Annotated in this window: 20 protein-coding genes; 13 read left to right on the top strand and 7 right to left on the bottom strand. The window is 70.0% G+C overall.

From position 1 onward, the window contains the following. Nucleotides 1–134 precede the first annotated feature (134 nt). Both AC1HFW_RS26590 and AC1HFW_RS26585 read left to right on the top strand, forming a co-directional pair. Nucleotides 135–1,199 carry a M4 family metallopeptidase gene (locus AC1HFW_RS26590; RefSeq protein WP_061073498.1) on the top strand — a complete coding sequence of 355 codons (1,065 nt, stop codon included), beginning with the start codon at nucleotides 135–137 and terminating at the stop codon, nucleotides 1,197–1,199. Next, on the top strand, nucleotides 1,196–1,534 hold the full coding sequence (locus AC1HFW_RS26585) for a protealysin inhibitor emfourin (protein ID WP_006391072.1): 339 nt from the start codon (nucleotides 1,196–1,198) through the stop codon (nucleotides 1,532–1,534). Before AC1HFW_RS26590 ends, AC1HFW_RS26585 begins: the two co-directional genes overlap by 4 nt. Before the next feature lie 19 nt (nucleotides 1,535–1,553). On the opposite strand, the gene AC1HFW_RS26580 is transcribed toward AC1HFW_RS26585, so the two are convergent. Beyond that, a complete protein-coding gene (locus tag AC1HFW_RS26580; protein ID WP_050813092.1) occupies nucleotides 1,554–2,777 on the bottom strand; it encodes an MFS transporter in 1,224 nt (407 codons plus the stop codon). A gap of 83 nt (nucleotides 2,778–2,860) precedes the next feature. Here AC1HFW_RS26580 and AC1HFW_RS26575 point away from each other — a divergent pair, with 83 nt between their 5' ends. Then, complete coding sequence (locus AC1HFW_RS26575; RefSeq protein ID WP_479285765.1) at nucleotides 2,861–3,664, top strand: AraC family transcriptional regulator; 804 nt, start codon at nucleotides 2,861–2,863, stop codon at nucleotides 3,662–3,664. Nucleotides 3,665–3,676: 12 nt separating this feature from the next. Here AC1HFW_RS26575 and tam read toward each other — a convergent pair whose 3' ends face one another. Beyond that, on the bottom strand, nucleotides 3,677–4,444 hold the full coding sequence (gene tam / locus AC1HFW_RS26570) for a trans-aconitate 2-methyltransferase (RefSeq protein ID WP_479285763.1): 768 nt from the start codon (nucleotides 4,442–4,444) through the stop codon (nucleotides 3,677–3,679). Nucleotides 4,445–4,593: 149 nt separating this feature from the next. Here tam and AC1HFW_RS26565 point away from each other — a divergent pair, with 149 nt between their 5' ends. Beyond that, nucleotides 4,594–5,298 (top strand): serine aminopeptidase domain-containing protein, encoded by a 705-nt coding sequence (locus AC1HFW_RS26565; protein ID WP_479285761.1) that lies wholly within the window; start codon nucleotides 4,594–4,596, stop codon nucleotides 5,296–5,298. A gap of 47 nt (nucleotides 5,299–5,345) precedes the next feature. Here AC1HFW_RS26565 and AC1HFW_RS26560 read toward each other — a convergent pair whose 3' ends face one another. Next, nucleotides 5,346–6,344 carry a TerC family protein gene (locus AC1HFW_RS26560; protein ID WP_241047778.1) on the bottom strand — a complete coding sequence of 333 codons (999 nt, stop codon included), beginning with the start codon at nucleotides 6,342–6,344 and terminating at the stop codon, nucleotides 5,346–5,348. Between the two features lie 107 nt (nucleotides 6,345–6,451). Here AC1HFW_RS26560 and AC1HFW_RS26555 point away from each other — a divergent pair, with 107 nt between their 5' ends. The 3 genes from AC1HFW_RS26555 (at nucleotide 6,452) to AC1HFW_RS26545 (ending at nucleotide 8,487) form a co-directional block, all read left to right on the top strand. Then, nucleotides 6,452–7,345, top strand: a complete 894-nt coding sequence (locus AC1HFW_RS26555; protein WP_035360896.1) for a LysR family transcriptional regulator — start codon at nucleotides 6,452–6,454, stop codon at nucleotides 7,343–7,345. A gap of 85 nt (nucleotides 7,346–7,430) precedes the next feature. Beyond that, nucleotides 7,431–7,832: a hypothetical protein gene (locus tag AC1HFW_RS26550; protein ID WP_479285760.1), complete on the top strand. Its 402-nt coding sequence runs from the start codon at nucleotides 7,431–7,433 to the stop codon at nucleotides 7,830–7,832. Between the two features lie 52 nt (nucleotides 7,833–7,884). Continuing rightward, nucleotides 7,885–8,487 carry a hypothetical protein gene (locus tag AC1HFW_RS26545; protein ID WP_479285758.1) on the top strand — a complete coding sequence of 201 codons (603 nt, stop codon included), beginning with the start codon at nucleotides 7,885–7,887 and terminating at the stop codon, nucleotides 8,485–8,487. A gap of 46 nt (nucleotides 8,488–8,533) precedes the next feature. Here the strand turns inward: AC1HFW_RS26545 and AC1HFW_RS26540 are convergent, their stop codons facing one another. Beyond that, the gene (locus AC1HFW_RS26540) at nucleotides 8,534–8,935 is read right to left on the bottom strand and encodes a hypothetical protein (protein ID WP_035359449.1); all 402 of its coding nucleotides are present in this window, start codon (nucleotides 8,933–8,935) and stop codon (nucleotides 8,534–8,536) included. A 158-nt stretch (nucleotides 8,936–9,093) separates the two neighbouring features. Here AC1HFW_RS26540 and AC1HFW_RS26535 point away from each other — a divergent pair, with 158 nt between their 5' ends. Genes AC1HFW_RS26535 through AC1HFW_RS26525 form a run of 3 tightly spaced genes read left to right on the top strand, consistent with a single transcriptional unit; the run spans nucleotide 9,094 to nucleotide 12,112 of the window. Then, nucleotides 9,094–10,422: a hypothetical protein gene (locus tag AC1HFW_RS26535; protein ID WP_479286560.1), complete on the top strand. Its 1,329-nt coding sequence runs from the start codon at nucleotides 9,094–9,096 to the stop codon at nucleotides 10,420–10,422. A 28-nt stretch (nucleotides 10,423–10,450) separates the two neighbouring features. Further along, nucleotides 10,451–11,038 (top strand): SanA/YdcF family protein, encoded by a 588-nt coding sequence (locus tag AC1HFW_RS26530; RefSeq protein WP_479285756.1) that lies wholly within the window; start codon nucleotides 10,451–10,453, stop codon nucleotides 11,036–11,038. 30 nt (nucleotides 11,039–11,068) lie between these two features. Next, nucleotides 11,069–12,112, top strand: a complete 1,044-nt coding sequence (locus AC1HFW_RS26525; protein ID WP_479285754.1) for a histone deacetylase family protein — start codon at nucleotides 11,069–11,071, stop codon at nucleotides 12,110–12,112. On the opposite strand, the gene AC1HFW_RS26520 is transcribed toward AC1HFW_RS26525, so the two are convergent. Then, a complete protein-coding gene (locus AC1HFW_RS26520) occupies nucleotides 12,100–12,999 on the bottom strand; it encodes a LysR family transcriptional regulator (RefSeq protein WP_241075417.1) in 900 nt (299 codons plus the stop codon). The two genes, AC1HFW_RS26525 and AC1HFW_RS26520, sit on opposite strands and share 13 nt — an antisense overlap. Nucleotides 13,000–13,142: 143 nt before the next feature. On the opposite strand from AC1HFW_RS26520, the gene AC1HFW_RS26515 reads away from it, so the two are divergent. Then, nucleotides 13,143–14,471: an aspartate aminotransferase family protein gene (locus AC1HFW_RS26515; RefSeq protein ID WP_006391086.1), complete on the top strand. Its 1,329-nt coding sequence runs from the start codon at nucleotides 13,143–13,145 to the stop codon at nucleotides 14,469–14,471. A 44-nt stretch (nucleotides 14,472–14,515) separates the two neighbouring features. Next, on the top strand, nucleotides 14,516–15,532 hold the full coding sequence (locus tag AC1HFW_RS26510; RefSeq protein WP_006391087.1) for an amino acid ABC transporter substrate-binding protein: 1,017 nt from the start codon (nucleotides 14,516–14,518) through the stop codon (nucleotides 15,530–15,532). 101 nt (nucleotides 15,533–15,633) lie between these two features. Here the strand turns inward: AC1HFW_RS26510 and AC1HFW_RS26505 are convergent, their stop codons facing one another. Both AC1HFW_RS26505 and AC1HFW_RS26500 read right to left on the bottom strand, forming a co-directional pair. Continuing rightward, nucleotides 15,634–16,035, bottom strand: coding sequence for a hypothetical protein (locus tag AC1HFW_RS26505; RefSeq protein WP_479285752.1), 402 nt, complete (start codon nucleotides 16,033–16,035; stop codon nucleotides 15,634–15,636). Continuing rightward, on the bottom strand, nucleotides 16,028–17,362 hold the full coding sequence (locus AC1HFW_RS26500; RefSeq protein ID WP_061073484.1) for an MFS transporter: 1,335 nt from the start codon (nucleotides 17,360–17,362) through the stop codon (nucleotides 16,028–16,030). The genes AC1HFW_RS26505 and AC1HFW_RS26500 overlap by 8 nt, the downstream gene beginning before the upstream one ends. Before the next feature lie 223 nt (nucleotides 17,363–17,585). Here AC1HFW_RS26500 and cyoA point away from each other — a divergent pair, with 223 nt between their 5' ends. Then, nucleotides 17,586–18,629 carry a ubiquinol oxidase subunit II gene (gene cyoA, locus AC1HFW_RS26495; RefSeq protein WP_035360898.1) on the top strand — a complete coding sequence of 348 codons (1,044 nt, stop codon included), beginning with the start codon at nucleotides 17,586–17,588 and terminating at the stop codon, nucleotides 18,627–18,629. The last annotated feature ends 74 nt before the right edge of the window (nucleotides 18,630–18,703 follow it).

Raw genomic sequence — 18,703 nt, 5'->3', positions numbered from 1 at the left:
GCGCGCGCTTATCGTTCCTAGCATCACGCCGCACACTGTTACGCCCCCGCGCAGGGCCCATCTGCTACCGTAAAGTCTGCCTTCGGGTACGGCCCGCGCGCCGCGTCCGCAATGTCCTCGAATGGAGACCGACAATGCCACGCCCTTCCGCGTCCACGCCCCTGATCGGCGTGATTCCGCCCTACGTCCTGGACCGCCTGGCGCAGCACGCCGACGCGCGGGTCAGCATGCCGGCGGTCAAGACCCTCATCATCGACCAGCAGCAGCGCGGCTTGCGTGAAATGGCGGCGCAGCCGCCGCGCGCGCAGGTGGCGGCGCCGCGCCCGCAGGGTCAGGCCGGCACGCCGCAACGCGCGGTGCACGACGCCGGCAACACCACCACCCTGCCCGGCAAGCTGGTGCGCGCCGAAGGCGCCAAGGCCAGCGGCGACGCCGCGGTCGATGAGGCCTATGCGCACCTGGGCGCCACCTACAAGCTGTTCCACGACATCTACCAGCGCGACTCGATCGACGGCGCGGGCCTGCCCCTGGTGGGCAGCGTGCACTACGGCGAAGACTACGACAACGCTTTCTGGAACGGCGCGCAGATGGTGTTCGGCGATGGCGACGGCGAGATCTTCAACCGCTTCACCGTGGCGGTCGACATCATCGGCCATGAACTGACCCACGGCGTCATCGACAGCGAGGCGGCGCTGGCCTACCAGGGCCAGTCGGGCGCGTTGAACGAATCGCTGTGCGACGTGTTCGGCGCGCTGGTCAAGCAGTATGCGCTGGGCCAGAACGCCCGCGAGGCCGACTGGCTGGTGGGCCAGGGCCTGTTCCTGCCCAAGGTCAAGGCGCGCGCGCTGCGCTCGATGGCCGAGCCGGGCAGCGCCTACGACGACCCGGTGCTGGGCAAGGATCCGCAGCCGGCGCACATGAGCGCCTATGTCGATACGCCGCAGGACAACGGCGGCGTGCACATCAACTCCGGCATTCCGAACCGCGCCTTCTATCTGGCCGCCACCGCGCTCGACGGTCCGGCCTGGGAAGTGGCCGGGCGCATCTGGTACGACACGCTGCGCGACAAGCGGCTGCGCCACGATGCCGACTTCGCCGCCTTCGCGCGCCTGACGCTCGACGTGGCGCGCGGCTCGCGCGGCGATGCCGCGCACAAGGCCGTGGCCGGCGCCTGGGCGGCGGTGGGCATACAGCCATGATCGCGCTGCCGCCGCTCGAACTCACGCTGCGCGTCAGCCTGACGCGCGAAGGCGGGCTGGCATACCTGCCCGGCCTGGCGCGCACCCGCAGCATCGACCTGACCGACTGCCCGCCGGACCTGCGCCAGGAAGTCGGCGACGCCCTGCGCCGCACGGCGCCGCTGGCGACGCCGGACTGCGCCGCGCAAGGCGGCGACCAGCGCTATTTCCATGTGGAAGTGGTGTTCCGCGATCCGGCCAGCGGCGACAGCGCCAGCCTCGCGTTCGACGTGCCCGAGGCGCAGGCCCCCGACACGCTGGTGCGCCTGTGGCGCAGCCAGGCCGGGCAGCCCTGAGACGGGCCGCCTCGGTTGCCTAGCGTCGCGGCGGCTCGGCCGCGCGCGGGTGGAACTGGCCGACCTGGATGTTGCGGCCCGCCAGCAGGCCGCAGCCCGCCATCGCCACGCACAAGCCGGCGCACAGGCCCAGCGCCACCGACCAGCCGCCCAGGCGGTCATGCAGGGCGCCGACCAGCGTCGGGCCGCTGGCCGCGAACAGATAGCCGATGCATTGCGCCATGCCCGACAGCGCCGCCGCCTGCTGCGCATGGCTGGCGCGCAGGCCCACGAACATCAGGCCCAGGATGATGCCGCCGCCGGTGCCCAGGCCAAGCAGCACGATCCACAGCGTGGCCCAGCCCGGCGCCACGATCAGGCCCGTGAACGCCACCAGCGAGGCCGCCGCCGAGCAGAACGCCGCGGCGCGCTGGTCCTTCATGCGGCGCACCACCGGCGCCAGGAACAGCGCCGGACCGGCCGACATCAATTGCAGCAGGCCATGCAGCGAGCCGGCGCGCTCGGCCGAATAGCCCGCGTCGCGCAGGATCGCCGGCAGCCAGCTCACCCCCACGTAGAAGACGAACGAATTGATGCCCAGGTACAGCGTGACCTGCCAGGCCAGCGGCGAACGCCACAGCCGGCCGCCATGCGGCGCATGCGCCGTCGATGAAGCCGGCGGCGTGTGGTTGGCCAGTTGCGGCAGCCACAGCAGCACGCCGGCCAGCGGGATCACCAGCATGCACAGCGCCGAGAAGCGCCAGTCGCCGCCGGCCAGGCTGGCCAGCGGCACCGCCATCGCCGAGGCGGCGCCGGCCGCGATACTCATGGTCAGCACATAGGCCGAGGTCAGGCCGGCCACCCGTTGCGGGAAATCGCGCTTGAGCAGGCTGGGCAGCAGCACGTTGCCGATGGCGATGCCCGAGCCGATGACCGCGGTGCCGACATACAGCGCCCAGGCCTGGCCCTGGCTGCGCAGCACGATGCCGCCGCCGATCAGCAGCAACGCGAAGAACAGGCTGCGTTCCAGGCCATGGCGGCGCGCCATGCCGGCGGACACCAGCGACACCACGGCAAACGCCAGCAGCGGCAGCGTGATCAGCATGCCGGCGGCGGTGTTCGACAGGCCGAGCTGCTCGCGGATCAGCCCGACCAGCGGCGGCACGCCCGTGACCGGCGCGCGCAGCGCCATGGCAATGAAGAGGATGCCCACGATCAGGAGGACGGGGCGTTGGGAAGCGGGGGAAGGCTGGGAAGGATTCATGACGACAGCTTAGGCAATGCCATGGCTGCTGAATTTCGAGATAATGACAGAATATCCTCAAATCCAGCCAAAGACGGCCGCCCATGTACCCGCCCGAAGCCCACAGCCCCTACTTCGACCCGGACATGCCCACGCAATGGACCTACGCCATGCGTGTGAATGCGGCCAGCAACCGCCTCGAATCCCCCACCCACCGGCACCGCATGGGCCAGCTGGTGCTGTCGCTGCAGGGCGCCGTGACCAGCGTGGTGCCGCAGGGCCTGTGGATGGTGCCGCCGCGCTACGGCGTCTGGATTCCGGGCGGCACGCCGCACAGCAACCGGGTCACCGACAACGGCCGCGTCTGCTTCCTGTTCGTGCCGGCGGATACGCCGGGCCTGCCGACGCAATGCTGCACCCTGGCGATCTCGCCGCTGGTGCGCGAGCTGATGATCCACCTGGCCGACCTGTCGCCGGCCGCCACCGCCGAGCCGGCCAACCGCCGCCTGGCCGGGGTGCTGGTCGAGCAGCTGGCGCAGATGCCCACCGAGCAACTGCACCTGCCGCTGTCGGAACATCCGCGCCTGCGCGAGATCGCCACGGCCCTGCATGCCGATCCGGCCGACCGCAGCACGGTGGCCGAATGGGGCCGGCGGCTGGCCATGAGCGAGCGCACGCTGGCGCGGCTGGTGCGGCAGGAAGTCGGCATGAGCTTCGGCCGCTGGCGCCAGCAGATGCACATCGTGATGGCGCTGCAGCGCCTGTCGTCGGGGGTGTCGGTGCAGCGCACCGCCGAGGACCTGGGCTATGAATCGGTCAGCGCCTTCATCACCATGTTCCGCAAGACGCTGGGGCAGACGCCGGCGCGCTATTTCGCCGGCAAGGCCGACGGCCGCGACGGCGCCTGAGGCGCGCGGGCGTCAGCCCTTCGGCCCCGCCACCAGGAACAGGCGCGGGAACGGCAGCAGCACCGTGCCGTCCGCCAGCGCCGGATAGGCGCGCGCGATCTCTTCCTGGTAGCGCGCCAGGAACGCCGCCTGCTCGCCGGCATCCAGCTTGTTCAGGTAGGGGCGCAGGGCCGTGCCCTTGAACCATTCCACCACCGCCTGAGCGCCCGCCAGCGGGTGCAGGTAGGTGGTGCGCCACACATCCAGGCGATCGCAGTGCGGCTTGAGCAGTTCGTAGTACCAGGCGGCGCTGTGGCGCGGCGGATGCTTGACGTCGCCGATCTTGGCGGCCCAGGGGCCGTCCGCGGCGACCTGGCGCGCCAGCTTGTGGGCCGGCTCTTCCAGGTTGTCCGGCGTCTGCACCGCCAGGCTGCCGCCCGGCGCCAGCTTGCCCACCAGGCGCGGATACAGGGTCGCGTGGTCGGGCACCCACTGCAGCGCGGCGTTGGCCAGGATCACGTCGTACTGGCGCGGCGGATTCCAGGTCTCGATATCGGCCAGCTCGAACGCGATCGACGGCAGGCGCTTGCGCGCCGCCGCCACCATGTCGTCCGAACTGTCCATGCCGGTCACGGCGGCCTGGGGATAGCGGCTGGCCAGCACCTCGGTGGAGTTGCCGGGGCCGCACCCCAGGTCGACGGCGGTCGCGACGTCCTCGTTGGGCAATGCCGCGACCAGGTCGCGCACCGGGCGCGTGCGTTCGTTTTCAAAGGCGGAATACTGTTTGGCGGACCAGGTCATGGCGGCTCCTTGCGTGGGTCTGGGTACGTTCCGCACTCTACGCCGCGTCTTTCCATATGACAAATATATACAGGGCTACATATTCATATTCAGTGGATATGCCGACACCCTGTCAGAATGCGGCTATCCCCAAAATCGGAACCTCGCGCATGCCCCTTCAACTGGTCCTGTTGCCTGGCATGGATGGCACCGGCGATCTGTTTGATCCGCTGCTGTCCGCCCTCCCCGCCGCGCCGCCGCCCGTGGTGCTGCGCTATCCCGCCCGCGAGCCGCTCGATTACCCCGCGCTGGAACAGCGCGTGCGCCAGGCCCTGCCCGCGCAGGCGCCGTTCGTGCTGCTGGCCGAATCATTCTCCGGACCGTTGGGCGCCGCCATCGCCGCCGCGCCGCCGCCGAACCTGCGCGGCCTGATCCTGTGCGCCTCGTTCGTGCGGGCGCCCCATCCCCGCCTGGGCTTGGCGCGCCCGCTGGCCGACTGGCTGCCGGTCACGCTGCTGCCGCGCGCGGTCCTGCATCACCTGTTGCTGGGGTCCCACGGCACGCCGGCGCTGCGCGCCGCGCTGGACCAGGCGGTCGCGCAGGTGGCGCCCGCCGTCATGCGGGCCCGTCTCAAGGCCGTGATGGGCGCCGACCAGACCGTGGCATTCGCCGGCGTGCGCATGCCGCTGCTGTACCTGCAGGCCCGCCACGATCGCGTCGTGCCGCCTGCCGCCGCCGCGCTGGTCGCGCGGCTGGCGCCGCAGGCCCGCATCGTCGACATCGACGCGCCGCATTGCCTACTGCAGGCCGCGCCCAAAGCCGCCGCCGAGGCCATCACCGGCTTCCTGCTCGCGCTCGAGGCGGCCCGGCGATGAAAAAAGGGCCCGCCATCGGCGGGCCCCTCGGTAAGCGCCGGACGCGCTTATTCCGTCTTCAGCTCGGGCTGCGGCGCACCCGAGCGGGTTTTCCACAGCGAGAACAGCACGCCGCCACCGATCAGGCCGAAGGTCACCGACAGCGACACCACGGCGGGAATCTTGCCGATGAAGCCGACCAGGAAGATCTTCGTGCCGATGAACACCAACACCAGCGACAGCGCGTACTTCAGGTAGTGGAAGCGGTGGATCATCGCCGCCAGCGCGAAGTACAGCGCACGCAGGCCCAGGATCGCGAAGATGTTGCTGGTGTACACGATGAAGGGGTCGGTGGTGATGGCGAAGATCGCCGGCACCGAGTCCACCGCGAACAGCAGGTCCACGAACTCGATCAATACCAGGGCCAGGAACAGCGGCGTGGCCCAGCGCACCGTCTTGCCCGTGGCCGCGTCCGGCTCGCGCACCCAGAAGGCGTTGCCGCGCAGCCCTTCCGTGACGCGCATGCGGCGCTTGAGGAACTTCAGGATCGGGTTGGTGGCGATGTCCGGCTCCTGGTCGGCGATCATCCACATCTTGATGCCGGTGAACACCAGGAACGCGCCGAACAGATACATCAACCAGCCGAAGTTGCTGACCAGCGCGGCGCCCAGGCCGATCATGATGGCGCGCAGCACGATCACCCCCAGGATGCCCCAGAACAGCACGCGGTGCTGGAACTGGCGCGGGATGGCGAAGAAGCTGAAGATCAGCGCGATCACGAAGACGTTGTCCAGCGACAGCGATTTCTCGATCAGGAAGCCCGTGTAATAGGCCATGCCGCTGGCCGGGCCCATCTGCCACCAGACCCAGCCGCCGAACAGCAGCGCGGCCGAGATGTAGCCGGCCGACAGCAGCAGGCTTTCGCGCACGCCGATCTCGCGGTCTTCCTTGTGCAGCACGCCCAGGTCGAAGACCAGCAGGGAGATGACGATGCCGATGAACAGCAGCCAGCTCCAGGCCGGCGTGCCGGCGAAGTCGGCTTGTAGAAATGAGAGCAAGGCTTCCATGATGTTCCCGCTTAGGTGTGAAGGCCCTCATGATCCGGATCCCGGCCCGATGGAGAAATCAGCCTGAAAGTGAGTTATGGTTCGAAAAAACCGAAGTGAATATCGCCATGCTCAATTACCGCCACCTGTACTACTTCTGGATGGTCGCCAAGGAAGGCGGCTTCTCGCGCGCCGCCGAGCGGCTCGACATGGCCATCCAGACCATCAGCGCCCAGGTGCGCGAACTGGAAAAGAACCTGGGCCACCAACTGCTGCGCCCGGCCGGCCGCGGCGTGGCCCTGACCGACGCCGGCCAGGCGGCCTTCGCCCGTGCCGAAGAAATCTTCCAGATCGGCCAGGAATTGCCGCAGGAGGTCCGCGCCGCCGCCACCAAGCCGGTGATCCGGCTGTCGGTGGGCCTGTCGGACGGCATCTCCAAGCTGGCCGCCCACGCGCTGCTGGGCCCGGTGCTGGACACCCCGGACCTGCGCCTGACCTGCCACGAGGGCGAGGTCGAGGAACTGCTGGGCGAACTGGCGCGCCACCACCTGGACCTGGTGCTGGCCGGCCAGGGCGCGCCGGCCAACCCCAACCTGCGCCTGACCAGCGACCGGCTGGTGTCCTCGCCGGTGGACTGGTATGGCCCTGCGCGGCTGGTGCGCAAGGCCGACACCCAGGACTTCCCCCACTGCCTGGAACGCCTGCCGGTGCTGCTGCCCACCGGCCATTCGGTGCTGCGCCAGACGCTGGACCGGTGGTTCAATGAACAGGGCCTGCGGCCCAATGTGGTCGGCGAGTTCGAGGACAGCGCGCTGATGTCGGTGTTCGCCGCGCGCGGGCTGGGCGTGTTCCCGCTCAGTCGCCTGGGCGGCGACGACGTCGGCCTGCTGCGCGGCCTGCGGCCGCTGGCGCGCTGCGACAGCGTGCACGAGGAGATCTACGGCATCCGCAACCGCCGCGGCCAGCACCATCCGCTGGTGCAGCGCATCCTGGCGCATGCCAAGACTTCGGTTTTTTCTTAATGTTTGTCACAAAGACGCTGGTTTTTCAGAATGGCTTTCCGCTCTATCGTGGCGTTTCTTTCTTGAATCACCGGAGTACCCCGCAATGAAAAAGATCATCTGGCTCGGTTTCGCCGTGCTGGCCGCGCTATGGACCGGATTGGTGGCGCTGACGCTGCAACTGACCGACTGGGTGCTGGCCACCATCGCCTCGGCGCAAGTGCCCGGCGCCACGGCCATCGGCTCCGCCCAATGGACCGCGCCCGCCTGGGCCGCCCCCTGGGTCGACGCCGGCCTGATCCAGTCGCTGCAATCCGGCCTGGTCTGGCTGGTGCAGGGCCTGAACCAGATCCTGCCCGCAGCCGGCAGCCTGGGCACCTGGATCGCGGTGCTGGGCTGGTTGTTCTGGGGCTTCATCATGGCCGCCCTGCTGGTGCTGGCGCTGATCCTGCACTGGCTGGCCGGCAAGCGCCCGCAGGGCGACGGCCCCGGCCGCCAAGTGGTGTAATAAGGCAGGCAACGCGGCGTCCCGGCGCGCTGCCTCCTTACAGGAGCGTACCGTGCCGTCCCGACTTTTCCGCGTCGCCATCCTGCCCGCCGCCCTGCTGGCGACGCTGCCGGCCCATGCCACCAACGCGCCCTACGGCGTCGAGGTCTGCACGCTGACCGGCACGTCGGGCCAATACAGCGTGCGGGTGCGCAACACCGGCTCGGCGCCGCTGGCCCGCGCCGACGTCACCGGCGTGCGGCTGGACGCCGGCGGCCAGGCCCGGGACAACATCATGGTCAGCCTCGGCGCCATTCCCCCCGGCCGCTACGAAACCGCCATCCTGGCGCGGCACGGCGAATCGGCCGCGCTGGTCAGCATCGCCACCTACCAGTCCGTCAATGGCGTCGAGACCCGGCAGCAGGAACTGTTCGCCGGCAAGGTCGCCCACGTCTCGCCCGGCTCGGCCCTGCAATACACCCTGGCGCCGCTGGCGGTGCGCGGCTGGACCGTGGCCTACGGCGGCCCCAACACGCCCAGGCTGGAGCCCGGCAGCGCCGTGCTGCTGGCCTATCCGGCGCGCGGCGGCAAGAAGGTGGATACCCGGCCCGAAGCGGGCCGCACGCCCGCCGACGTGGTGCCGCTGGCGCCCTGCCCGGCGCCGCGCGGCCGATAGGGACGCGGCTGGCGCCGTCCTTGGCGGCGCCCGTGACAGGACGGCGCTACGTGCCGCTCAGCAGGTCGCGCTCGTTCAGCAGCGCGTAGACGATCTCGGGTTTGTTGTCGAAGCCGCGGCGAATGGCGGCCGGAATCGACGAGCGCGTCTTGCGGCACAGGCCGGGCTGGTCGTCGAGCTGGATGGCGATGCCGCGCGAGGTGCGCACCTCGTTGTCACTGGGGACGATGCGCACCACGATGCCCAGTTGCGCCTGCATGCGGCCCTGCATCGCGCGCAGGTCTTCCAGGCTGGTGATGTTCTCGAGCCGCGCCACCAGGCGCTTTTCCTCTTCCTTGGTCAGCCGCAGGATGCGCGCGTCGGCCGCCGGGTCGGCCAGCAGCCGGTCGCGGTCGCACATACAGGCGCCCGGGGGACATTCTTGACGGATGGGGAACGGAAGGTTCATGGCACGCGCATCGCAGGCTATCCGACGATTCTACCCAGGAACCTCCAGCCGCCGCGAGCCATGGCCCGTCCCCCATCCGGGCGCGGGGCAGCCACCGCCCGGCACGGGCGCTCGGGCATAATGCGCCGAGAAGAAATCCGGGAGTCGCTGCCTTGAAAATGTTCCTGCTCGCGGCCTTGCTGGCCGGCACCGGCGTCAGCGCCAGCGCGCTCGCGCGCGACCATGCCTACGACATCAAGCCGGGCCTGCGGGCGGTGGTGACCGTCGACGGCGCCGCCCAGCAGCGCGTCAGCGTCCGCGTCGGCAAAGGCGCGCCGCAGGAAATCGCCCGCCTGGACGACGAGGCGGTCGACGTTGTCGCAACGCCCGACATCGACCACGACGGCTACCGCGACCTGGTGATCGGCCAGAGCGGCGGCAGCGGCCAGGTCCACGCCCGCCTGTTCCTGTACCGCCCCAAGGACGGCCGCTTCCACGAGATCGCGCACCCCGCGCCCGAAGCCAGCCCGTGCCACCAGTTCGTCAACCCGGTGTTCGATGCCGGCAAGGCGGCCTTCTCGACAGGCTGCCGCTATGGCGCCGACCGCAACGGCACCGAGGACTACGTGCTGCGCGCCGACGGCACGGCGCGCCCGGTGCAATGGACCACCCAGGCGCTGTTCGACCTGGAGGACACCGCCTTCGACCTGACCTATGCGTTCCACGACGACGGCTCGGTGGCGCGCATCCAGATCGACGGCGAAGGCGCGCCGCTGGACGACGGCGCCGTGCCTTTCGAGCGGCTCGACCTGTACGACGCGCCCGACGTGAAGGCGCTGTCGGCGCAGACCGCCAAGGCCGGCGACCGGCTCGACGTCATCGCGCTGCGGCCGCACTGGCTGCAGGTGCGCATTGCCGGCGCGGCCGCGGATGCGCCGCCGAAATGGGTCCGCTACGCCGACCTGAAGATCGACAAGCATCGCTATGCCCCGCCGCAGCGTCCGCCCGCCAGCGGCCTGCAGCTGTCGGTGTTCGGCCACCTCGGCACCACGCTCTACGAAGCCGGCGGCCGCTTCACGCTGCACGTGACCAATCTCGGGCCCGGCCCGGTGCGCCTGCAGTCGCCGCGCGTCTGGCTGCTGTTCATCGACAGCCAGGACCGGCGCACGCTGCAACCGCTCTACCCGCGGCCGCCCGTGACATTGGAGGCCCCCACCGACCCGCAGCTCAGCCCCGCCTACGGCGAAGGCTCGGATCGCCCCGCCGCGCCGATCCAGGCACGCCATGCGGCCCGCTGGGCGGACGACCCGGTGCTGTGGCGTCAGGACGCGGACGGCGCATCCAGTTATCAGGTAGACGCCGGCAACGGCCAGTACGTGCCCTTCTTTCCCGACCTGGCGCCCGGCCGCTACCGCCTGGTGGTGGTGCTGACCGACCCGGCGGCCGCGACCGAGCCGGTCTATTCGAATGCCATCGAGGTCGATCTGCCCTTCCCCAAACGGCAATGACCCCATCCCGCCGTCACCGTCCGCACCCATGAACGCTTCATCCTCCCGCTGGCGCCGCCGCCTCCTCGCCACCGCCGCCGGCCTGTGCGCCGCCGTGGCGCTGGCGGCCGCCGCGCTGGTCGCGGCGGGCCTGCTGGCAGACGCCCCGCGCGCGGACGTCGCGGTGGTGCTGGGCAACACCGTCGCGCCCGACGGCCGTCCGTCGCCGCGCCTGGCGGCCCGGCTGGACCGCGCCTACGACTGCTACGCCGCCGGGCGCTGCAGGGTCGTCTTCGTCAGCGGCGGCGTCGATCCGGCGGGCCGCGACGAGGCCGCGGTCATGCGCGACTACCTGATCGCGCGCGGCGTGCCGGCCGACCGGGTGGTGGCCGACAGCCTCGGCAACGACACCTGGGCCACCGCCATCCACGCCAGCGCCTACATGCGCGAACATGGCTACGCCAGCGCCATCGCCATCACGCAGTACTTCCACGTGCCGCGCACCATGCTGGCGCTCAGGCGCCACGGCGTGCCCGAGGTGGGCGGGGCCTCGCCCCGCTTCGCCGAGGCGCGCGACCTGTATTCGGTCCTGCGCGAGCTGCCGGCCATCGCCTGGTACGCGGCGCGGCCGCTATAGTTTCCCTTCCCTTTTTCCACAGACGCTACCGTGCATATCTTCCACAACCCCGTCCACGCCAAACACGATGGCCGCCAGGAAATGTTCCGCGGCAAGCTGGTGCCCTGTCATGAGACCCCGGCCCGGCTCGAATACGTGCTGGACGCCCTGCGCCAGCGCGGCATCGGCACGCTGCAGGCGCCGGCCGCGCCCGACCTGGACCTGATCCGGCGCGTGCACAGCCCGCGCTACGTCGACTTCCTGCAAGGCGCCTGGGCCGAGTGGATCGCGCTGGACCCGGCCAACGCCGAGCTCGACATCCTGCCGTCGGTGTGGCCGGTGCGCGGCTTCCGCCACGACATTGCGCCCACCAACTTCGCGGCGCGCGTCGGCCTGTTCTCGTTCGACAGCGGCAGCCCGCTGACGGCGGGCACCTGGGAGGCCGCCGCCGCCGGCGCGGCCTGCGCCATCGACGCGGCGCGCGCGGTATCTGGCGGCAGCGGCCCGCGCGCCGCCATGGCGCTGACGCGCCCGCCCGGCCATCACGCCGGCGCCGACTTCTTCGGCGGCTACTGCTTCCTGAACAACGCCGCCCTGGCGGCCCAGGCGCTGCGCGAGGCCGGCGCCGAGCGCGTCGCGGTGCTGGACATCGACTACCACCACGGCAACGGCACGCAGAGCATCTTCTACGAGCGCGGCGACGTGCTGACCGTGTCGGTGCATGGCGACCCGACCACCGAATATCCCTTCTTCCTGGGTTACGCCGATGAACCCGGCCAGGGCGCGGGCCTGGGCGCCAACCTGAACCTGCCGCTGGCGGCCGGCACCGACTTCGCGGGCTGGACCGAGGCGCTCGAACAGGGCCTGGCCGCCATCGGCCGCTTCAAGCCGGACGCGCTGGTGATCGCGCTGGGCGTGGACACCTACGAAGGCGACCCGATCTCGAAATTCAAGCTGCGCAGCGCCGACTACCTGCGGGTGGGCGCGCGGCTGGCACGGCTGGGCCTGCCCACCGTCTTCACCATGGAAGGCGGCTATGCGGTGGCCGAGGTCGGCACCAATGTCGCCAACGTGCTGGAGGGCTACGCCGGCTGAGCGCCGGCCGCCATCCGCTGCCACACGGCCTCGACCGCGGCGCGCGCGTCGCTGCGGTCCTTGAACGCCAGGATGGCCACCTCGATGTCCCAGGCGCGGTTGGCCAGCGGCGCCAGGTCGGCCGTCTCCAGCCGCCCCAGCGCGCTGTCGGCCAGCCAGGCCACGCCCAGCCCCTGCGCCGCCATGTCGCCCAGCACGTCCGACATCTCCGCCTCGAACAGGCGCACGCCGTGCAGGGGCTCCGGCCCGCTCTCGATCGCCGCGTCGATCAGGCGCGCGAAATAGACGCTGGGCGAGTACATCAGCAACGGCACCGGCCGCGCCGTGGTGCCCGGCAGGTCCAGCCCCTCGCGTTCGACCAGGCCGCGCGCCGCGTACGGCCGGATCAGCTCGCGACCCAGCGTCAGGCAGTCATAGCGCGACAGGTCCAGCGGCAGCGGCTGCGCCACCTGGTGGAAACAGATCAGCAGGTCGGCCGCGCCCGAGGTGAAGGCCGACACCGTGTCGTGCACGTTGCCCGTCTGCAGGCTGCAACTGAGCTGCTGCCCCGCGCTCCAGTCACGCCACCAGCGCGGCAGGTGGGTCGTGGCCAAGGCATAGGAAGTCGCCAGCCGCAGCTGGTTGCGCGCGGGCACCGCGGCGATGCCCGCGCGCGCCTCGACCAGCTGGTTGACCAGTTCGATCGCCGCGACGCGGAAGCGCTCGCCCGCCTCGGTCAGCTGGGTCGGGAAGGCGGAACGGTCGATCAGCCGCGCGCCGGCCCAGTTCTCCAGGCTCTGGATGCGGCGGCTGAACGCCGCTTGCGACAGATTGCGGGCCTCGGCCGCGCGCGTGAAGTTGCGCAGCTCCGACAAGGTGATGAAGTCCTGCAGCCACCGGGTATCCATACCGCTCCTTGCGCGATTCGCATGGGCCATGCGCGCCATGCATGACGGCGCATGCGTACTTCGCATTGGACGCCGGCGCCGCGCCGCCAGACACTGCGTCCGTCGGTTCCGCATTGGAACCTGCCTTTTGCCGGAGTGTAAACATGGATCAAACCCTGCGTGCGGCGGCCCGCGAATACCTCATCCGCTACGGCGGCGACACCTTCCCGAACCTGTTCAAGTCGGCCAAGGGCACGGTGGTGCGCGACGACACCGGCCGCGAGATCCTGGACTTCACCTCCGGCCAGATGTGCGCCACCATCGGCCACAACCATCCCGCCATCGTCGACGCGGTGCGCCGCGCCGGCGAGACCGCGTTCCACTTCTTCAGCGGCATGATCCCCGAAGCCGTGGCGCAACTGGCGGCCACCCTGGCGCGCGACTGGATGCCGGCCGGCATGACCAAGTCGATCTTCGTGAACACCGGTTCCGAGAGCAACGAGATCGCGCTGCGCATGGCCAAGATGCACAAGAGCGGCTTCGAGATCCTGGCCGTGGGCGGCTCGTGGCACGGCGTCACCAGCGGCGCCGGCTCGGTCTCGTACGCCAGCGACCGCAAGGGCTACGGCGTGCCGCCGGCCGGCGTGTTCGTCATGCCCGAGCCGAACGCGTACCGGCCCTACATCGCCGGACTGGACGCCGAGCAGTCGGCGCTGGCCTGCCTGGAGATCGGCCTGAAGATGTTCGACATGGCTTCGGCCGGCCGGCCCGCCGCGATCATCGTCGAACCGGTGATCAGCGCCGGCGGCGTGCTGGTGCCGCCCAAGTCGTACATGCAGGCGCTGCGCCGCGCCGCCGACGCGCGCGGCATGCTGCTGATCTTCGACGAGGCGCAGACCGCCTTCGGCCGCCTCGGCTGCCGCACCGGCTCGGAACACTTCGGCGTCACGCCCGACATCATCAGCGTCTCCAAGACCCTGGGCGGCGGCCTGCCGCTGGCGGCCACCATCACCACGCCCGCCATCGAGCAGGACGTGCACGAAAAGGGCTTCACCTTCTACACCAGCCACGTCTCGGACCCGCTGCCCGCCACCGTCGGCCTGGCGGTGCTGGAAACGCTGCAACGCGAACAGCTGCTCGAACGCGCCCGCCGCCAGGGCGACTACCTGCGCCGCGGCCTGCTGGAACTGCAGCAGCGCCACGAAGCCATCGGCGACGTGCGCGGCCTGGGCCTGCTGCTGGGCGTCGAACTGGTGCAGGATCGCGACACGCGCGAGCCCTATCACGCGCTCGGCGCCCTGACCACGCAACGCTGCTTCGAACTGGGGCTGTCGATGAACATCCGCCGCCGCCCCGAGCGCGGCTCGGTCTGGCGCATCGCGCCGCCGCTGACGGTCAGCAACGAGGAAATCGACCGCGCCGTCGCGATCCTGGACCAGGCCCTGACCGAAAGCCTGGACCAGATCGCCAAGCCCCGCGCGCTGACCGCCTGAACCGTCCCACCCTGGCGCCGGGCCGGGCCCGGCCGGAGAACGCAATGCCGATATTCCGAACCACGGCCGGCGCCCTGGCGCTGGCCACCCTCACCGGCCTGGCCCACGCCGGCCCCACCCTCGACACCGTCAAGAAGCGCGGCTACGTGCAGTGCGGCGTGTCCACCGGCATCCAGGGTTTTTCCTCGCCGGACAGCAAGGGCAACTGGCAGGGGCTGGACGTGGACATGTGCCGCGCCATCGCCGCCACCGTCTTCAACGACGCCAGCAAGTTCCGCCTGACGCCGTTGACGACGCAGGCCCGCTTCACCGCGCTGCAATCGGGCGAGGTCGACGTGCTGACCCGCAACGTCACGCCGACGATGGCGCGCGACACCACGCTGGGCCTGATCAGCACCGGCGTGAACTACTACGACAGCCAGGGCGTGATGGTGTCCGCCAAGCTCGGCGTCAAGAAGCTCAGGGAACTGGACGGCGCCACCATCTGCGTGCAGCCCGGCACCGTCACCGAGCTCGACCTGGCCGACTGGTTCCGCGCCAACGGCCTGAAGTTCAAGCCGGTGGTGATCGACAAGTACGACGAGATCGTGCGCGCCTTCGCGGCCGGCCGCTGCGACGCCTTCACCTCCGACAAATCGCAGCTGGCGGCCTCGCGCACCACGCTGGAGCAGCCGGACAATTACCTGATCCTGGACGAGAACATCGCCAAGAGCCCGCTCGGGCCGATGGTGCGCCAGGGCGACGACAACTGGTTCAACGTGGTGCGCTGGACGCTCAACGCCATGCTGGAGGCGGAGGAGTTCGGCGTGACCTCGGCCAACGTCGACAGCCAGCTGAAAAGCAACAACCCCAACGTGCAGCGAATCCTCGGCGTGACGCCGGGCATGGGCAAGAACCTGGGGGTGGACGACAAGTGGGCCTACAACATCGTCAGGCAGGTCGGCAACTACGGCGAAAGCTTTGAGCGCAACCTGGGCATGGCCAGCGCCATGAAGCTGCCGCGCGGCCTGAATGCGCAGTGGCGCGATGGCGGCCAGATGTACGGCTGGCCGGTGCGCTGACGCGCGCGACGCAGGCGGACCGCCCGGACGGGCGGGTCCGCGCCAGGCATTGCGCGCCGGTTCGGGCACGGCGCCTCGGGCGCGGCGGTCTTGCCTCGGATTCAGGCGCCGCGCGTCCCGCGCCGCCACCACAGCGCCTCGAACAGCCACAGCAGCGGCCACGCCAGCAACAGGCCGACCAGCAGGGACGGCAACCATGGCGCGGCCGCCGGCGGCATGCCGCCTTGCAGCCACGCCGGGCTGTAGAGCAGGAACGCGGACACGAAGCCGCGCGACCAGATATCGCGAAAACCCGCGCCCCGGCCCAGCGCCGCGGCCAGCATGCATACGATGACGAAGAACGCGTCGCCCGCGGCGCGATACCAGGCCGGGATGACCAGCGGATCCAGCGGCCGGTACACGGCAATGGCGATCAGCAACGCGCCCAGCACCAGGGCGCGCACGCCTTTGAATGAAGTCCCCGCGTCGCGGCCGCGTACCGGCGCCAACTTCCCGTCAGTCACGCGTTTCCAGCGCCTTGTTGATGCGCAGGGCCAGCAGCGTGCAGGCGGTGCCGGACAGCAGGTAGATGCTGACCGCCACCAGCCCGAAGCGCGCCGACAGGCCCAGCGCCACCAGCGGCGCGAAGGCCGCGCCGATCAGCCAGGCCATGTCGGTGGTGAGCGCCGCGCCGGTGTAGCGGAAGCGCTTGGTGAAGTTGGCCGTCACGGTGCCGGACGCCTGGCCGTAGGACAGCCCCAGCAGCGCGAAGCCGATCAGGATGAAGGCGTCCTGCGCCTTGGGGCTGCCGCCCAGCAGCCACGGCGTGAACAGCGCGAACACGCCGATCAGCGCGGCCAGCAGGCCCAGCGTGGTGCGCCGGCCGATGCGGTCGGCGATCCAGCCCGAGGCGATGGTGCCCAGGATGCCCACGCCCGCGCCGATGATCTGCACGATCAGCACGTCGGAAATCTGCTGCGTGGCGCTGACCGCGATCCATGACAGCGGGAACACCGTCACCAGGTGGAACAGCGCGTAGCTGGCCAGCGCCGCGAACGCGCCCAGGAACAGGTTGTAGCCCTGCTCGCGCACCATCTGGCCGGTGCCGATGGGCTCCAGCTCGCCCTCTTCGAGCAGCTGCGTGTATTCCTCGGTCAGCACCAGCCGTAGCCGCGCGAACAGCGCCACCACGTTGATGGCGAAGGCCACGAAGAAGGGATAGCGCCAGCCCCAGTCGAGGAAGTCGGCCTCGGTCAGCGTCAGGTGCAGGAACAGGAACAGCGCGCTGGCGATCATGAAGCCGATGGGCGCGCCCAACTGGCCCAGCATCGCGTACCAGCCGCGGCGCTTGGGCGGCGCGTTCAGCGCCAGCAGCGACGGCAGGCCGTCCCACGAGCCGCCGAAGGCCAGCCCCTGCAGGCAGCGGAACACCGCCAGCAGCACGATGGCGTGCGAGCCGATGACGTTGTAGCCCGGCAGGAAGGCCATGCCGACCGTGGCGGTGCCCAGCAGGAACAGCGCGATCGTGAGCTTGGTGCCGCGCCCCCAGCGTCGCTGGATCGCCATCGACAGCGCGGTGCCGATGGGCCGCGCGATGAACGCGAACGAGAAGATGACGAAGGCCCACAGCGTGCCTTCCAGCTGCGCCTCGAACGGGAAGAACACCCGTGGAAACACCAGCACGCAGGCGATGCCGAAGACGAAGAAGTCGAAGTATTCGGAGGCGCGTCCGATGACGACCCCCACGGCGATTTCGCCCGGCGCCACCTTGGCGTGGCTGGCCGCGCCCCCTGTCGCGCCCGGACTGGGCAAGGCAGAGGCATGACCGGGATACTGCGTGGTGGTCGCCATGTGAGTGCTCGCTGAAAGGAGGTTTTGGAAAACGCCTTGCCTACGCTTTTGCAACACACTAGTACGCACATGCGGCAAGGCCTCGCGGACCGCGGCGCGATCACGCCCGGTCCTGCCCCGCACGCCTTCCCGTGCATACTTTTGCTCTTTTTACCCTAGATTTTTCGCGGCTTCCAGCGTAGTGTTGCGTTTACCTCCCACGGTTACGTTTCGGGGTATGGCCATGCCGTCTTTCCCAAGGTTCCGCGGATTGTTGCTGTTAGCCGCCCTGCCATTGCTCTCCGGATGCAATGCGGTGTTGCTCTCACCATCAGGCGACATCGCGGTGCAGCAGCGCAACCTGATCATCATCTCGACCGGCTTGATGCTGCTCATCATCGTGCCGGTGATCTTCCTGACCTTCCTGTTCGCGTGGCGCTATCGCGCCAGCAACCGCGATGCGCACTACGACCCCGACTGGAACCACTCCACCATGCTGGAGCTGCTGATCTGGGCCGCGCCGCTGCTGATCATCATCGCGCTCGGCGCGCTCACCTGGGTCAGCACCCACCAGCTCGATCCCTACCGCCCGCTGGCGCGCCTGTCCGAAGGCCGCGAGGTGCCGCCCGGCACCAAGCCGCTGGTGGTCGAAGTGGTGGCGCTCGACTGGAAGTGGCTGTTCCTCTATCCCGAGCAGGGCGTGGCGGCGGTCAATGAACTGGCCGCGCCGGTCGACCGCCCGATCCAGTTCAAGATCACCTCGTCGACGGTGATGAACTCGTTCTTCATCCCGGCGCTGGCCGGCCAGATCTACGCCATGCCGGGCATGCAGACCACGCTGCACGCGGTCATCAACCACCCCGGCGAATACGAGGGCCTGTCGGCCAACTACAGCGGCGCGGGCTTTTCCGGCATGCGCTTTCGCTTCCACGGCCTGGACCAGCAGGGCTTCGACAAGTGGATCGCCGACGCCCGCGCCTCGGGCGCCACGCTCGGCCGCGACACTTACCTGAAGCTGGAGCAGCCCAGCGAACGCAACCCGGTGCAGCGCTACGCCAGCGTCGCGCCCGGCCTGTTCGACGCCATCGTCAATCGCTGCGTGGAACCGAACCGCATGTGCATGAAGGACGCCATGGCGATCGACGCCGGCGGCGGCATGGGCATCCCGGGCGCGCGCAACATCGCCAGCCTGGACCAGGCCACGCGCGAGCGCCTGGGCCTGGCCGATGCGCCGCCGCGCAAGTATGTCGGCGCCATGTGCACCTCGGCGGCGGAACTGGCGCTGTAGCGGCGTCGCCGCCGCCGCGGCGCATCGCGTGAAATCAAGGTATTCCCCCTGGAAACCGAGCCCTGGAAACCGAG

Source organism: Achromobacter sp. ISS7 (genome assembly GCF_056523125.1).
Note: the sequence above shows the minus strand (reverse complement) of the source record. Positions and strands in the feature narration are given on the sequence as shown.

What these genes read in the sequence shown, in the direction of transcription:
- AC1HFW_RS26590 (WP_061073498.1), top strand. Translation starts at nt 135, where the DNA reads ATGCCACGCCCTTCCGCGTCCACGCCCCTGATCGGCGTGATTCCGCCC.
- AC1HFW_RS26555 (WP_035360896.1), top strand. Translation starts at nt 6,452, where the DNA reads ATGCTCAATTACCGCCACCTGTACTACTTCTGGATGGTCGCCAAGGAA.
- AC1HFW_RS26520 (WP_241075417.1), bottom strand. Translation starts at nt 12,999, where the DNA reads ATGGATACCCGGTGGCTGCAGGACTTCATCACCTTGTCGGAGCTGCGC.
- AC1HFW_RS26510 (WP_006391087.1), top strand. Translation starts at nt 14,516, where the DNA reads ATGCCGATATTCCGAACCACGGCCGGCGCCCTGGCGCTGGCCACCCTC.
- AC1HFW_RS26500 (WP_061073484.1), bottom strand. Translation starts at nt 17,362, where the DNA reads ATGGCGACCACCACGCAGTATCCCGGTCATGCCTCTGCCTTGCCCAGT.
- AC1HFW_RS26550 (WP_479285760.1), top strand. Translation starts at nt 7,431, where the DNA reads ATGAAAAAGATCATCTGGCTCGGTTTCGCCGTGCTGGCCGCGCTATGG.
- AC1HFW_RS26540 (WP_035359449.1), bottom strand. Translation starts at nt 8,935, where the DNA reads ATGAACCTTCCGTTCCCCATCCGTCAAGAATGTCCCCCGGGCGCCTGT.
- AC1HFW_RS26580 (WP_050813092.1), bottom strand. Translation starts at nt 2,777, where the DNA reads ATGAATCCTTCCCAGCCTTCCCCCGCTTCCCAACGCCCCGTCCTCCTG.
- AC1HFW_RS26530 (WP_479285756.1), top strand. Translation starts at nt 10,451, where the DNA reads ATGAACGCTTCATCCTCCCGCTGGCGCCGCCGCCTCCTCGCCACCGCC.
- AC1HFW_RS26565 (WP_479285761.1), top strand. Translation starts at nt 4,594, where the DNA reads ATGCCCCTTCAACTGGTCCTGTTGCCTGGCATGGATGGCACCGGCGAT.
- AC1HFW_RS26515 (WP_006391086.1), top strand. Translation starts at nt 13,143, where the DNA reads ATGGATCAAACCCTGCGTGCGGCGGCCCGCGAATACCTCATCCGCTAC.
- AC1HFW_RS26560 (WP_241047778.1), bottom strand. Translation starts at nt 6,344, where the DNA reads ATGGAAGCCTTGCTCTCATTTCTACAAGCCGACTTCGCCGGCACGCCG.
- cyoA (WP_035360898.1), top strand. Translation starts at nt 17,586, where the DNA reads ATGCCGTCTTTCCCAAGGTTCCGCGGATTGTTGCTGTTAGCCGCCCTG.
- AC1HFW_RS26575 (WP_479285765.1), top strand. Translation starts at nt 2,861, where the DNA reads ATGTACCCGCCCGAAGCCCACAGCCCCTACTTCGACCCGGACATGCCC.
- AC1HFW_RS26585 (WP_006391072.1), top strand. Translation starts at nt 1,196, where the DNA reads ATGATCGCGCTGCCGCCGCTCGAACTCACGCTGCGCGTCAGCCTGACG.
- AC1HFW_RS26535 (WP_479286560.1), top strand. Translation starts at nt 9,094, where the DNA reads ATGTTCCTGCTCGCGGCCTTGCTGGCCGGCACCGGCGTCAGCGCCAGC.
- tam (WP_479285763.1), bottom strand. Translation starts at nt 4,444, where the DNA reads ATGACCTGGTCCGCCAAACAGTATTCCGCCTTTGAAAACGAACGCACG.